Here is a 13,023-nt window from a genome sequence, read left to right on the forward strand (position 1 = left end):
CCGATACCGCTAGGCAGGTACGAAGCGCAGCGCCACGCCGTTGTTGCACCAGCGCAGGCCGGTAGGCTCAGGGCCATCTTCGAACACGTGCCCCTGGTGTCCGCCGCAGCGGGCGCAGTGGTACTCGGTGCGCGGCCAGACCAACTTGAAATCCAGTTTGGTCAGCAAGTGACCTTCGACATGGTCGAAGAAACTCGGCCAACCGGTACCCGAGTCGTACTTCATGGCGCTGGTGAACAGCAGCAAGTCGCAGCCTGCACACCGGTACTCGCCCTCACCGTACTGTTCATCCAGGGGGCTCGAAAACGCCGCTTCGGTGCCCTCTTCGCGCAGTACATAAAAGGCGTCGTCAGAGAGGCGCTCCCGCCACTGCTCTTCACTCAGCTCCAGCGTATCCAAATCCGGGGCGGCTTCGAGATCGAGACGAGGAAAACCGAACGAGACTCCCGGCAATACACCGGCCAAACCGGTCAACCCTGCCAGTCCTAGGAAGTGGCGACGTTTCATTGGCGTGACTCCCATCGACAACGGTCGAATAGCAAAGAGAAACAAGCAGATAAGAAAAAGGGACGGTGCCTACGCACCGTCCCTTTCTGACTACTTAGTTGCCCTTACGTTCGGCAACTGTTCGCGAGACGTAAAAAATCACGTCAGCTGCGGGCCCGCTTGAATGATCGCGTCGTTGACGCCTTCGAATTTCTTGAAGTTATCGACGAACTTGGTGGCCAGCTCCTGCAGATGGCGGTCGTAGGCGTCGCGGTCTGCCCAGGTGTCACGCGGATCGAGCAGGCTGGAGTCGACGCCCGGCACGGCGACCGGTACATCCAGGTTCAGGCCATCGATGTGTTTGGTCTCTACATCGCGCAGAATGCCCGACTGAATGGCGCTGATGATCGCGCGGGTGGTCGGAATGGAGAAGCGCGAGCCGCCTTCACCGTAGGCACCGCCGGTCCAGCCGGTGTTGACCAAGTAGACCTGAGCGTCTTTTTTCTCGACGCGCTTGATCAGCAGGTCCGCGTACTCACGGGCCGGACGCGGGAAGAACGGTGCACCGAAGCAGGTGGAGAACGTTGCCGCCAGACCTTCGGACGAACCCATTTCGGTAGAGCCGACCTTAGCGGTGTAGCCCGACAGGAAGTGGTAAGCCGCCGCTTCTTTGGACAATATGGAGACGGGTGGCAGCACGCCCGACATGTCGCAGGTCAGGAAGACAATGGCGTTCGGCTCGCCCGCCAGGTTTTCCGCCACGCGCTTCTCGACGTGCTCCAGCGGGTAAGCCGCACGGGAGTTCTGGGTCAGGCTGTCGTCGGCGTAATCCGGCTCGCGACGGTCGTCGAGGACGACGTTTTCCAGCACGGTGCCGAACTTGATCGCGTTCCAGATGACCGGCTCGTTCTTCTCGGACAGGTCGATGCACTTGGCGTAGCAGCCGCCTTCCATGTTGAAGACGATACCGTCGCCCCAGGCGTGCTCGTCGTCACCAATCAAGAACCGTGCCTGGTCGGCAGACAGGGTGGTTTTACCGGTACCCGAGAGGCCGAAGAACAGGCAGGTCTCGCCATCTTCACCGACGTTGGCCGAGCAGTGCATCGGCAGCACGTCGGACGCTGGCAGCAGGAAGTTTTGGACGGAGAACATGGCTTTCTTCATTTCGCCTGCATAGCGCATACCCGCAATCAATACTTTGCGCTCGGCGAAATTGATGATGACACAACCATCGGAATTCGTGCCGTCACGGTTCGGGTCGCACTCGAAACCGGCGGCGTTAAGGATCGTCCATTCGTCTTTCGCAGCTTGGTTGTAGGCCTGAGGGCGCACGAACATGGTACGGCCAAATAGGTTCTGCCAAGCGGTTTCCGTCGTGACGCGTACTGGCAGGTAATGCGTGGCATCGCTGCCAACGTGAAGCTCGGCGACGAAGTGATCACGACTCTCCAGGTGCTCTTCGACCCGTGCCCACAAGGCGGAAAACTTGTCGGCGTCGAAGGGACGGTTGACGCTGCCCCAGTCGATGCTATCGCGGGTGGTCGGCTCATCGACAATATAACGATCTTTCGGCGAACGCCCAGTGCGTAGTCCTGTATTGACTACCAGGGCACCATTGGCGGACAGGCGGCCTTCACCACGGGCCACGGCGTGCTCGATCAGTTCGGCGCTGCTGAGATTAACGTGGGCTTGGGGGGCGGCTTGAGTCGTGGTCATGTCGATTCCTGGGTCTCTAATTTACCGGGCGTCGCCGACGCCTTGAGAAATCATCCTAGCCGCTGGCAGGGTGGTCACAGCTGACTAGGTGCGCTGAAGTCCGGCGCATTATGGCAAAAAGAAAACCCCCGGGAAACGGGGGCTTCGAGCAAATATCTTGTAGTTAAACTACTACAATACCACTACATTTTGTGTTGCAGCGCAGTAACTTTTCAAACAACCGTTTGCCCGCCTGGCGCTAGACGGGACCACCTGGGAGGTCTAGACGATAGGCCAAATAGCATGCCCAGCCAGCGCCGACTACACAATTAGTGAATCACCGGCGGCGACGCACCTGGGTCTTCCAATAAAATTTCAATATCGGCGGCGGTGTAGTGATATTTCGTGTGACAAAAATGGCATTGAGTGTCGATGGCGCCTTGCTCGTGCAGTATATCGCGCAGTTCGTCCTTTCCTAATGTATAGAGCGCGTGGCTCATGCGCTCCCGCGAGCAGGTGCAGCCAAAGCGGAGCGTTTTGGGATCGAAGACCCGTACGGTTTCTTCATGGTAAAGACGGTAGAGCACGTCACGCTGCTCCAGACCCAGCAGCTCCTCTGACTTGATGGTGTCGGCCAGGTACACGCTGCGCTCCCAGGCGTCGACGTCTTGATTTTGCGACGCATCCGGCAGGCGCTGAAGCAGCAGGCCGCCTGCCCGCTCACCATCGGCTGCGAGCCAAAGCCGGGTCGGCAACTGCTCGGATTGGCCAAAGTAGGCTTCCAGGCAGCCACCCAACGTGTCGTGGTCCAGCGCGACGATCCCTTGATAGCGATGGCCCTCTCGCGGGTCTAGGGTAATCACGATTTGCCCCTCCCCGACCAGCTCGCGGAAGCTGGCGTGCTCGCTGGGCAGCGCGGCGTCTTCGGCAATGCGCGCGATCGCTCGCAGCTCGCCACCTGGGTTGGATTCCGCCATGAGCAGAGCGAGCGCCCCTTGGCCACGCACTTCGATACTGAGCGTGCCATCGAGCTTGACGGTATCGGTCAGTAGCGCCACCGCCGCCAGGAGCTCACCCAGCAGTTGGTTCACTGCCGGTGGGTAGGCGTGTCGGTCGAGCACCTCCTGATAGGCGGTACCGAGCGTGACGATTTCGCCACGCACGTTGGTTTGGTCGAACAGAAAACGTTGGATTTGATCGGACATAACGAGACCATGAAAGAGAGAGTCAAAAGAGAGCGCTGGGAGTCAGCCGCGGCTTACTCCCCTTGTTGACGCTGAAAACGCTGGATATCGCGCCGCTGCTTTTTGTCAGGACGCTTGAGGGGGTGCTGCATGACTTCATTGGTCAGCCGCCGCGCCTCGGCTTCTTTGGCACGTCGCGTCGCGCTCTCTTGGGTTTCTGCATAGAGTTTGCGCGCCTCGGGGGCACCCCGACGCTGATCCGAGAGCGCCGTTACCTCCACTTCGAAAATATCCCAGCCCTGCGGAACGCGGATCAGCGCGCCCAGTTCGACGTTCTTGCTGGTTTTGACGCGGGCGCCATCGTAGTGAACTTTTCCGCCTTCAATGGCTTTTTTGGCTAAGGCGCGGGTTTTGAAAAACCGCGCTGCCCATAGCCACTTATCCAAGCGAACGCTATCACTCATTCACGCTCTCCTCAGGTGGGTGGATGCTGCCCTGGCAGATCGGCTGGCAGCAGTTGGGCAAATCGATCCAGAGCGATGAATTCCTGCAGCTCTTTTTCGGGGCGCTGACTATCGGGCTGCTTGATACCCAACAGATGCTTGATACCGAACTCGCGAGCGCTCTCTAAAACGCGGGGGTTATCATCGATGAAGAGCGTACGAGCAGGATCGAACGGCTCCCGTTCTTGCAGAGCCAACCAAAACGCCTGCTCCTCTTTGGCTGCCCCCACGTCTTCCGATGAGATGATGGCGTCCAGGTAGTTTTCCAACCCCGTGAGGGGGAGTTTCAACGCTAAGCTTGCGCGGTCGGCGTTGGTCGCCAATACGACCCGGGGGTGCGACTGCTTTAGCCACGTCAAAAAATCGTGTGCATCGCTGCGCAGACCAATCAAGTGTTGCACTTCGCGCTTGAGCGCGACGATGTCGACATCGAGCTCGCGGCTCCAGTACGCCAGGCTATACCAGTTCAGCGTCCCCTGCTCCCCCATGATGCGGGTTTTCAACGCGTCTTGACTGGCTTGGTCTAACTGGTGCAGCTCGACGTAGCGACGTGGCAGATGCTCGAGCCAAAAGTGGCTGTCGAAGTGGAGGTCCAGCAGCGTGCCATCCATATCGAGCAGGACGGTATCGATCTCTCGCCAATCAATCATTGCCGCTCCAGTCTGAAAGAGTAAGCGTGCTATTGTAGCGTAACCCGTTTTTTGCAGCCACGGAGGCAGGATGTCACGCGACGATACAGCACACGGCGATACGCCAAACGGCTACCCACGCAAGCCGCAAATCCTGGGGCGCCAGCGTGTTGCGCAAAGCCGCTTGTTCCAAATCGAAGCGCTGGACTTACGCTTCTCCAACGGAGAGGAGCGACAGTTCGAGCGGTTGACCGGCGCTGATCGAGGCGCGGTCATGATCATTGCCATGCCCGACCCAGAGCATGTGTTACTCATTCGGGAGTATGCCGCAGGGTTCGAGGACTACGTGCTCACGCTACCCAAAGGCTTGGTCGACCCCGGTGAAGACATCGTGACCGCCGCGAATCGCGAGCTAATGGAAGAGTGCGGTTTCGGTGCACATCGCATCGAACCGCTGGTCGAGCTGTCGTTGGCACCTAACTACATGCGCCACCGTATGCAGGTTCTCATGGCGACGGACCTCTACCCCAAGCGCTTACCGGGCGACGAGCCCGAGCCGCTGATCGTCGAGACCCATGCCTTCGAAGAGTTACCCGCGCTACTGATGCGCGAAGACTTCCATGAAGCGCGCGCCATCGCAGCGCTCTATATTGCGCGGGATAAGTTGCGCGAAGAGAAGCGCCGTAGTGAGATGGATTTGCTCTAACCGCCTGGTTCAACGGCCAGAACGCGCCGGGCGTTCTGGCTGTTGAGCATTACAGATGATGCTTGAGCGGAATCCAGCGACGCTGGCGGTGGCTGTCTAGGCCCGCTTCCAGAAGCGCCATGCTGCGAAGGGCGTCATCGATATCCACTGGAAGCGGCGCTTTATCACGAATCGCCGCGCTCACCCCTTGGTAATAGGCGAGATAATCACCTGGCAGAGAAGGATGATCGTGGCGCACCAGTGGCGCCTCCTCGCCTTCTCCCTCGCGCAGCGTGAGTATGCCAGGGCCATCTGCGCCCCAAGCGGCTGACGGCGTCTCCCCGGCTTTCAGACGATCTTCCTGCGGGTCTAGGCCGTATTTGATGTAGCTCCCCTTCGTGCCATGCACGCGGTAGCGCGGCGTCGGCTCGGCCACCAGCGTACCGGCACTCAAGCTGACACGTCGATCGTCATACTCCAGCAAAGCGAGAAAGTCGTCGTCGGCCCTGGCACCGTCGCGGCGTGCGCCTAGCTCGAGCAAAATGGCACTGGGCATGCCAAACAGTTCGCAGGCTTGATCGAGGAGGTGCGGTCCTAGGTCGTACCAAATACCGCCGCCAGGGGTGGCTTTTTCACGCCAGCGATCACGCACTTCGGGGCGAAAGCGATCGAAGCGCGACTCGAATCCCGTTATTCGCCCCAGCGTCCCTTCTTCCAAAAGCGCTTTGAGCGTCAGGAAATCGCTGTCCCAACGGCGGTTATGAAACACCGATATCAACCGCTCTTTGTCCATTCCCAGGGCTTTTAACTGCTTGGCCTCGGAGAGCGTGACGGTGAAGGGTTTATCGACCACCACGTGCTTTCCAGCAGAGAGCGCCGCTTTGGCCAACGGGAAGTGAGTGTCGTTTGGCGTGGGGATGACGATCAGGTCGATATCCGGTCGCTTACATAGCGCCAGCGCTTGGCTTTCTACCTCTACATTGGGCAGGTCTGCCTGCACTTTGGCCGCATCGCTCGATGAGACGGCCACTAGGTCCATCCCTTCGGTTGCTTGGATGAGCGGGGCGTGGAACGTCTTGCTCGCAAAACCATAGCCAACGAGGCCAACGTTGATGATCGCCTTCATTACAATCCTTAGTCGATGTGACGGTTCAGGCTGGCAAAAAAACAGCCCGCACGAGACGGGCTGTGGTGTCACTTAATCTAGCTTGGACAGATCGCGCACCGCGCCTTTGTCCGCAGAGGTAGCGAGCAGCGCATACGCCTTGAGCGCAGGTGTGACCTTACGCGGGCGCTGCTCGACGGGCTTCCAGGCATCTTTACCTTTGGCGTCCATTGCCTCGCGGCGCTTGGCCAGCTCGGCATCGCTCAGTTGCACGTTGATCGCGCGGTTGGGAATGTCGATCAAGATGGTGTCGCCCTGCTCGACCAAGCCTATGGCGCCGCCCGCCGCTGCTTCTGGGGAAACGTGGCCAATCGACAGCCCAGAGGTGCCGCCAGAGAAGCGGCCATCGGTGAGCAGCGCGCAGGCTTTGCCTAGGCCTTTCGATTTCAAGTAAGAGGTTGGATAGAGCATCTCCTGCATGCCCGGCCCCCCTTTGGGACCTTCGTAGCGGATAACCACCACATCCCCCTCTTTCACCTTGCCATCCAAGACGTTGGCCACCGCTTGGTCTTGCGACTCCACCACGTGGGCTTTGCCCTCGAAGACCAGAATGGAGTCGTCGACGCCGGCGGTCTTCACGACGCAGCCATCCAGCGCGATGTTGCCGTAGAGAACGGCCAAGCCGCCCTCGCGAGAGAACGCATGCGCCAGGTCGCGAATACAGCCGGTGGCACGGTCGCCGTCCAGACTCGGCCAGCGGGCGCTTTGCGAAAACGCGGTTTGCGTGGGAACGCCGCCGGGGCCTGCTTTAAAGAACTCCACCACCTCTGGGCTTGGCGAGCGCATGATGTCCCACTCATCCAGCGCCGCTTTCAGGCTGTCGCCATAGACGGTCGGCACCGAGGTATCCAATACGCCCGCGCGGTCCAGTTCACCCAGGATGGCCATGATCCCCCCGGCACGGTGAACGTCTTCGATGTGGTACTTCTGGGTATTGGGGGCCACCTTGCATAGCTGCGGCACTTCCCGAGAAAGACGGTCGATGTCCGCCATGGTGAAGTCGATTTCCGCTTCTTGGGCGGCGGCCAGCAGGTGGAGGATGGTGTTGGTCGAGCCGCCCATAGCGATGTCCAGCGTCATGGCGTTCTTGAAAGCGGCTTTGCTACCAATCGCGCGGGGTAGCAGGTGCGCCTCTTCACCTTCGTAATAGCGTTTGGCCAGCTCGACGATGCGATGCCCCGCGGTCTCGAACAAACGACGACGGTCAGCGTGGGTCGCCAGCACGGTACCGTTACCCGGCAGCGCTAGCCCTAGCGCTTCGGTCAGACAGTTCATGGAGTTGGCGGTGAACATGCCCGAGCAGCTGCCGCAGGTAGGGCAAGCACTGCGCTCGACTTCGGCGAGGGTTTCGTCGTCGACACTGTCGTCGGCCGCCATGACCATGGCATCGACGAGGTCGAGGCCGTGATCCAGCAGCTTGGTCTTCCCGGCTTCCATCGGGCCGCCGGAGACAAAGATGACCGGAATATTGAGACGCATCGCAGCCATCAACATGCCTGGTGTGATCTTGTCGCAGTTGGAAATACACACCAGCGCATCGGCACAGTGGGCGTTACACATGTACTCGACGCTATCGGCGATGATGTCGCGGCTCGGCAGCGAGTAGAGCATGCCATCGTGGCCCATGGCGATCCCGTCATCCACGGCGATCGTGTTGAACTCTTTGGCCACGCCTCCCGCTTTTTCGATCTCGCGCGCCACCAGCTGCCCCATGTCTTTTAGGTGCACATGTCCTGGGACGAACTGGGTAAACGAGTTAGCAACGGCAATGATCGGTTTATGAAAGTCGTCGTCTTTCATACCGGTGGCACGCCAAAGGGCACGAGCGCCAGCCATATTGCGGCCAGCGGTGGTGGTACGGGAGCGGTACTCAGGCATGGTGTCCTCTACATCTTTATCGTGGCCTGCCGCATACGTGGCGGCAGGCAATTGAATCCAGCGGCCTTAGATTGTGGCATGAGCGCACCGCCTAGACTAGATGTAGAGGGCAACCAAACGCGTGGGATGCTGATGCCTCCTTAAAAGGTCTCCCACTCCTCCTCGGCAGGGGCCGTTTCTCGACGCTTGGGCGCAGGTGTGGATAGCGCCTCTGCGCGCGCTTGTAACGCATGTTGCGACGGTAGGCCGGGAGCTGGATCGTTACGCTGAGCCAGTCGCATCCGCGCTGTCTCGCTGCTCTCCTCCTCCGCGCCTTCTAACCGGAAGGCGGCAATGACGTTCGCTAGGTCTAGCGCTTCGTGGGTCAAGCGCTGGGCGGCGCTGGAAATCGACTGCACTTTGGTCGCGTTCTGCTGGGTGACATGATCCATTTCAGAGACCGCCGTGTTGATCTGAGCAATGCCGCTGCTCTGCTCGTCCGAGGCGGTACTGATCTCTTCCATGATGTCGCTTACCCGCATCACTTGATTGACGACCTGCTCGATAGATCGCTCGGCCTCTTTGACGGCATCCGCGCCACCGGCAATCTCTTGAGAGGAGGTATCGATCAATCGGCGAATCTCGCCCGCCGCATCGGCACTGCGCCCGGCTAAATTGCGTACCTCGTTGGCGACTACGGCAAATCCTCGGCCCTGCTCACCTGCCCTAGCGGCTTCGACCGAGGCGTTCAAGGCCAGGATGTTGGTCTGGAAAGCAATACCATCGATGACCGTGATGATATCGTTCATTTTAGCGGCGCTTGCCGCGATGCGCTCCATCCGCTCCACCAAGGCCTGCATGCGCTCACCCGTTTCGCGGCTGGTCGTCGCATTTTGCATGGCCAGTTGATTGGCTTGACGCGCGTTTTCGGTATTTTGCTGCACCGTTGCGGTCATTTGGTCCATGCTGGAGGCCGTTTGCTGCAGCGACGAAGCCTGCTGTTCGGTGCGTGAAGCCAACTCCTCGTTTTGCTGATGGATGTGCTCCGAGGCGGGCGTGACGATCTCCACTTTGTTGCCGACTTCGGTAATCAATCCTGAGAGGCTGGCACGCATGGTTTCCAGAGAAGCCAATAGCTCGCCAAGCTCATCGTTTCGCTTGAGGGTGACCCGATTGGCCAAATTACCTGCTGCAATTTGAAACGTGACGCGACGTGCTTCATTGAGCGACTTGATCAACGACCGTAGCACGGCCACGCTGAGCCCTACCATCAGCAAAATACCGAAGAGTAAGACGCCCAACTGCCCCCACAAGAGCCATTGCTGCTGACGCTCTGCATTGGCCATGAGTGTTTGAGCCGCGGCACGCTCATTATCGACCAGCAAATTGATGGTGGCACTAATGCTATCGGAGGTCGGCTTCACGACATCGTTGAACGCCTCGAACGCCGCAAAGCCATTGCCATCGCGTATCGCGGTGAACGCCGTGTCAGCGCCGCTCAAGAACGTTGTCAAATGCGCCGTCAGCCCCTGCTGAACGCCACTGGTTTCCGTGCGCTGGGCGGTGAACCCCTGCCATGTTTGGTTGATATCACCTTGGAGTGTGTTCAACTGCTCTTCGAGCAGATCCAGATCGGCACGTCGCGGGTTACGCACGGCAGGCTCTAGCGCCTGCAAGAGCTGAGCGGTACCCTGCTCGATTTGCTGCAGATTGGCCACCCCTTCGAGCCCGGTTTGGTTCAGTGTGCGCAGCCGGTCAGCAGAGCTGGTGATGCCATACACGCCGGCGGCCCCCGCCACGGCCAGCAGCGCAATAGCGGCAATGACCATCCCCATCAGTTTGGCCTGCATACTGCTGAAGCTAAAACGCTGCACCCATCCGCGCACCCCGGTGCGCCGTAATGCACCATGATGGAGCTTGAACCCTCGGCTTCGGCCCTGTTGCATAATGCTATACGCCCTGGCGGCGCGGGCAATGGCTTTTTGTCCGGCTTTACGGCGAATCGCCGTATAGCCTGCCACTCGTTGACCATCGAGTAACGGTGCTACCGTGGTATGTACCCAATACGTGTCGCCATTTTTACAGCGATTTTTGACGACCCCTTGCCACGTTTTTCCCTTTTCGATGGTCGTCCACATATTGCTGAAAACCATCGCAGGCATGTCCGGATCACGAAAGACACTGTGGGGTTCCCCCATTAGCTCTGTCTGCGCGTAGCCACTGACATCGACGAATGTCTGGTTCACGTAGGTGATCTTTCCCTGGCGGTCAGAGCGTGAAATCAACACTTGATCATCAGAGAGTTCGAATGCTGCTTGGCTGGATATGCTCATCAAGAACCCCTACTGTTTTTTTATGAAAGGCCTGTTTTGCCTGTGACCCAGCGACGTCCTTTTTACCAAGCCGTTATCGAGCGTCGATCCACTTTCCGACCTACGCCCATCCACAAAAACGCAGCAAAAAATATGCCACCCGGCGGGTGGCATATTCAAATGATCGACCATGCGAATCATCAATGGTGATTAAACGCAGCGCTTCCCATGAAGCGCCTTAAAACGTATCCCACTCCTCCTGTTCGTCTTGGGGCGGTGTGTACGAACGCGTTTGACGACGGGCGTGTTTCGACGGCGCGTCACTAGGCAGTCCTGGAACGTTCTGCTTGATGGCTCTTTGGGCACGTGCCAATTTTTCGCGTGCAGCACCGATACTCTCGGCTTGTGCGCCCTCTAGGCGGAAGGCATCGACGACGTTGGCCAGCTCGAAGGCCTCCAGTGCCAAGTTGTCTGCCGAGGCCGCAATCGACTGCACCTTAGTGGCATTTTGCTGGGTGACGCTATCCATCTCGGCAATGGCGGCGTTGATTTGACCAATCCCGCTGCTCTGTTCGTTCGATGCCGTACTGATCGAGGCCATGAGCTCGCTGACGCGGCTGACCTGCGCCACGACGTTCTCGATGGCGCTCTCGGCTTGCTCGACAGCGCTACGCCCGCCGCTCACCTCTTGCGTCGTGCTATCGATCATTTTACGAATTTCCTGGGCGGCATCGGCACTACGACTGGCTAGGGTGCGTACCTCACTGGCGACCACGGCAAAGCCCCGGCCATGCTCGCCCGCACGGGCGGCCTCTACCGAGGCGTTGAGCGCCAGGATATTGGTTTGGAAAGCAATGCTGTCGATGACGCCGATCATTTCGGTCATTTTTTCAGCGCTTTTGGCAATGCGCTGCATGCGCTCGACGAGCTGCTCCATTTGTTGGCGAGTATCCCGCGTGCTGGCGGCATTTTGCTGGGCTAGCTCCGTGGCTTGACGCGCATTGTCGTTATTCTGCTGAACGGTGGAGGTCATCTCCTCCATACTCGAGGCGGTTTGCTGCAGCGACGACGCTTGCTGCTCCGTGCGCGAAGCAAGCTCCTCGTTTTCGGCAGCAATTTGTTGGATCGCAGGCGTGACGACCGACACGCGGTTTTCGACGTCGCCCACGATACTAGAGAGACTGAAGCGCATCGTATCCAACGAATAGAGCAGCTCCCCCAGCTCATCGTTACTCTGGCGACGCTCACGCGCCGCCAGGTTACCGGCCGCGATTTGAAACGTCATATAGCGCGCCCCCGCCAAACTGCGAAAGACCGACTTCAAAATGAACACGCTGAGCGCCACCAGTATGCAAAGGCCGATCAACAGCAGTACTAGCTGAGCAATGAACATCTGCTGACGGCCTTGTCGTGCGTCCTCCACCAGATCGGCGGCACCGGCACGCTCGTCGTCCACTAGCTGGCTGTTGAGCTCTCGGATATTGGCCGTTGCGGGCAGCACCACGCTATTGAGCGCCTCGAACGCTGCAAAACCGTTGGCTTGATCGATCGCTTCGATGGCGCCCGTCACGCCGCCGCGCCAAGCGGCGAACGCTTCATCGAACCCCTGAAGCACCGTTGACGACGCGCTGCTGGTTTGGCGATACGCCTCCCATAGTGTTTGGGCACTTTGAGTGTTGGCCGCCAATTGTGCCGATACCGTTTCCATATCGACACGACGCGGGTTTCTGACGGCGGGCTCTAGCTCCTCGACGGCCAGCCCAATATGGCGCTCGATGAGCTGCAAATCGGCGACGGACTCCAATCCAGAACGGTTGAGGGTTTCCAGTCGCTCACCAGACACGCTCAAGCCGTAAAGACCCAGCCCACCCGATAGCCCTAGCAACACGACGGCTGCCACGACCATCCCGATCAATTTGGCTTTGAGACTGGTGAATTGAAAGCGGGCGACAATGCCACCCAGCCCCCGGCGCTGCAATGCGCCTTGTTGTAGCGTGTAGCGGCGCGACTTGCCCTTTTCACGTATGTCGGCGTACACCTGCTCGGCCAAGGCAATGCGCTTTGACGACGCTTTACGGCGCAGGGAGGTATAGCCCACGATGCGATCGCCGTCTCGCAAGGGGGCGACGGTAGCGTTGACCCAATAGTGATCGCCATTTTTGCGGCGGTTTTTCACCGTTCCCTGCCACGTTCCGCCCGCTTGAATGGTTTTCCAGAAATCGGCGTAGGCCGCTTCGGGCATATCGGGGTGACGGATCAGGTTGTGCGGTGCTCCCAGCAGTTCATCTCTCGAATAGCCGCTGACTTCTACGAAAGCAGCGTTGGCATAGGTGACGTTCCCTTTCAAATCCGAGCGTGAAATGAGTACCGTCTCTTCGTCGAGCACGTATTCACGTTGCGTAACGGGCTGGTTATTGCGCATAGAAGCTCCCCAGAGGTTTTATTTTTAATAATTGATTTTGAACTATTATCACGAATTTACCGGGCACCTAACCAGTGAATAGCTA

General features: G+C 58.9%; 10 protein-coding genes. 1 reads left to right on the forward strand and 9 read right to left on the reverse strand.

Translation table 11 applies throughout. The features are described 5' to 3' along the window. Positions 1–9: 9 nt before the first annotated feature. The 5 genes from msrB to yrfG all read right to left on the reverse strand — a co-directional run bounded on the left by msrB (position 10) and on the right by yrfG (position 4,518). Positions 10–507 (reverse strand): peptide-methionine (R)-S-oxide reductase MsrB, encoded by a 498-nt coding sequence (gene msrB, locus FRH_RS18270; RefSeq protein WP_153842746.1) that lies wholly within the window; start codon positions 505–507, stop codon positions 10–12. Positions 508–645: 138 nt separating this feature from the next. Next, positions 646–2,202 carry a phosphoenolpyruvate carboxykinase gene (locus FRH_RS18275; protein ID WP_281997477.1) on the reverse strand — a complete coding sequence of 519 codons (1,557 nt, stop codon included), beginning with the start codon at positions 2,200–2,202 and terminating at the stop codon, positions 646–648. 308 nt (positions 2,203–2,510) lie between these two features. After that, positions 2,511–3,386, reverse strand: coding sequence for an Hsp33 family molecular chaperone HslO (hslO, locus tag FRH_RS18280; RefSeq protein ID WP_281997478.1), 876 nt, complete (start codon positions 3,384–3,386; stop codon positions 2,511–2,513). 53 nt (positions 3,387–3,439) lie between these two features. Further along, the gene (gene hslR, locus FRH_RS18285) at positions 3,440–3,829 is read right to left on the reverse strand and encodes a ribosome-associated heat shock protein Hsp15 (protein ID WP_139526988.1); all 390 of its coding nucleotides are present in this window, start codon (positions 3,827–3,829) and stop codon (positions 3,440–3,442) included. An 11-nt stretch (positions 3,830–3,840) separates the two neighbouring features. Further along, positions 3,841–4,518, reverse strand: a complete 678-nt coding sequence (gene yrfG / locus FRH_RS18290) for a GMP/IMP nucleotidase (protein WP_139526987.1) — start codon at positions 4,516–4,518, stop codon at positions 3,841–3,843. 70 nt (positions 4,519–4,588) lie between these two features. Here yrfG and nudE point away from each other — a divergent pair, with 70 nt between their 5' ends. Beyond that, positions 4,589–5,203: an ADP compounds hydrolase NudE gene (gene nudE, locus FRH_RS18295; protein ID WP_281997479.1), complete on the forward strand. Its 615-nt coding sequence runs from the start codon at positions 4,589–4,591 to the stop codon at positions 5,201–5,203. 49 nt (positions 5,204–5,252) lie between these two features. Here nudE and FRH_RS18300 read toward each other — a convergent pair whose 3' ends face one another. From FRH_RS18300 to FRH_RS18315, 4 genes are all read right to left on the reverse strand, one after another. Beyond that, positions 5,253–6,308 carry an oxidoreductase gene (locus FRH_RS18300; RefSeq protein ID WP_281997480.1) on the reverse strand — a complete coding sequence of 352 codons (1,056 nt, stop codon included), beginning with the start codon at positions 6,306–6,308 and terminating at the stop codon, positions 5,253–5,255. Positions 6,309–6,380: 72 nt separating this feature from the next. After that, complete coding sequence (gene ilvD / locus FRH_RS18305; RefSeq protein WP_139526984.1) at positions 6,381–8,225, reverse strand: dihydroxy-acid dehydratase; 1,845 nt, start codon at positions 8,223–8,225, stop codon at positions 6,381–6,383. A gap of 140 nt (positions 8,226–8,365) precedes the next feature. Continuing rightward, entirely contained in the window at positions 8,366–10,537 is a 2,172-nt protein-coding gene (locus tag FRH_RS18310; protein WP_281997481.1) for a PAS domain-containing methyl-accepting chemotaxis protein, read from the reverse strand. Between the two features lie 217 nt (positions 10,538–10,754). Further along, the gene (locus FRH_RS18315) at positions 10,755–12,938 is read right to left on the reverse strand and encodes a PAS domain-containing methyl-accepting chemotaxis protein (protein ID WP_281997482.1); all 2,184 of its coding nucleotides are present in this window, start codon (positions 12,936–12,938) and stop codon (positions 10,755–10,757) included. Between the last annotated feature and the right edge of the window lie 85 nt (positions 12,939–13,023).

The sequence above is a fragment of the Halomonas sp. A020 genome, assembly GCF_027943625.1.
GTDB lineage: Bacteria > Pseudomonadota > Gammaproteobacteria > Pseudomonadales > Halomonadaceae > Vreelandella > Vreelandella piezotolerans.

Coding starts and splice junctions, on each gene's coding strand:
- msrB (WP_153842746.1), bottom strand. CDS start 507: ATGAAACGTCGCCACTTCCTAGGACTGGCAGGGTTGACCGGTTTGGCC.
- FRH_RS18275 (WP_281997477.1), bottom strand. CDS start 2,202: ATGACCACGACTCAAGCCGCCCCCCAAGCCCACGTTAATCTCAGCAGC.
- hslO (WP_281997478.1), bottom strand. CDS start 3,386: ATGTCCGATCAAATCCAACGTTTTCTGTTCGACCAAACCAACGTGCGT.
- hslR (WP_139526988.1), bottom strand. CDS start 3,829: ATGAGTGATAGCGTTCGCTTGGATAAGTGGCTATGGGCAGCGCGGTTT.
- yrfG (WP_139526987.1), bottom strand. CDS start 4,518: ATGATTGATTGGCGAGAGATCGATACCGTCCTGCTCGATATGGATGGC.
- nudE (WP_281997479.1), top strand. CDS start 4,589: ATGTCACGCGACGATACAGCACACGGCGATACGCCAAACGGCTACCCA.
- FRH_RS18300 (WP_281997480.1), bottom strand. CDS start 6,308: ATGAAGGCGATCATCAACGTTGGCCTCGTTGGCTATGGTTTTGCGAGC.
- ilvD (WP_139526984.1), bottom strand. CDS start 8,225: ATGCCTGAGTACCGCTCCCGTACCACCACCGCTGGCCGCAATATGGCT.
- FRH_RS18310 (WP_281997481.1), bottom strand. CDS start 10,537: ATGAGCATATCCAGCCAAGCAGCATTCGAACTCTCTGATGATCAAGTG.
- FRH_RS18315 (WP_281997482.1), bottom strand. CDS start 12,938: ATGCGCAATAACCAGCCCGTTACGCAACGTGAATACGTGCTCGACGAA.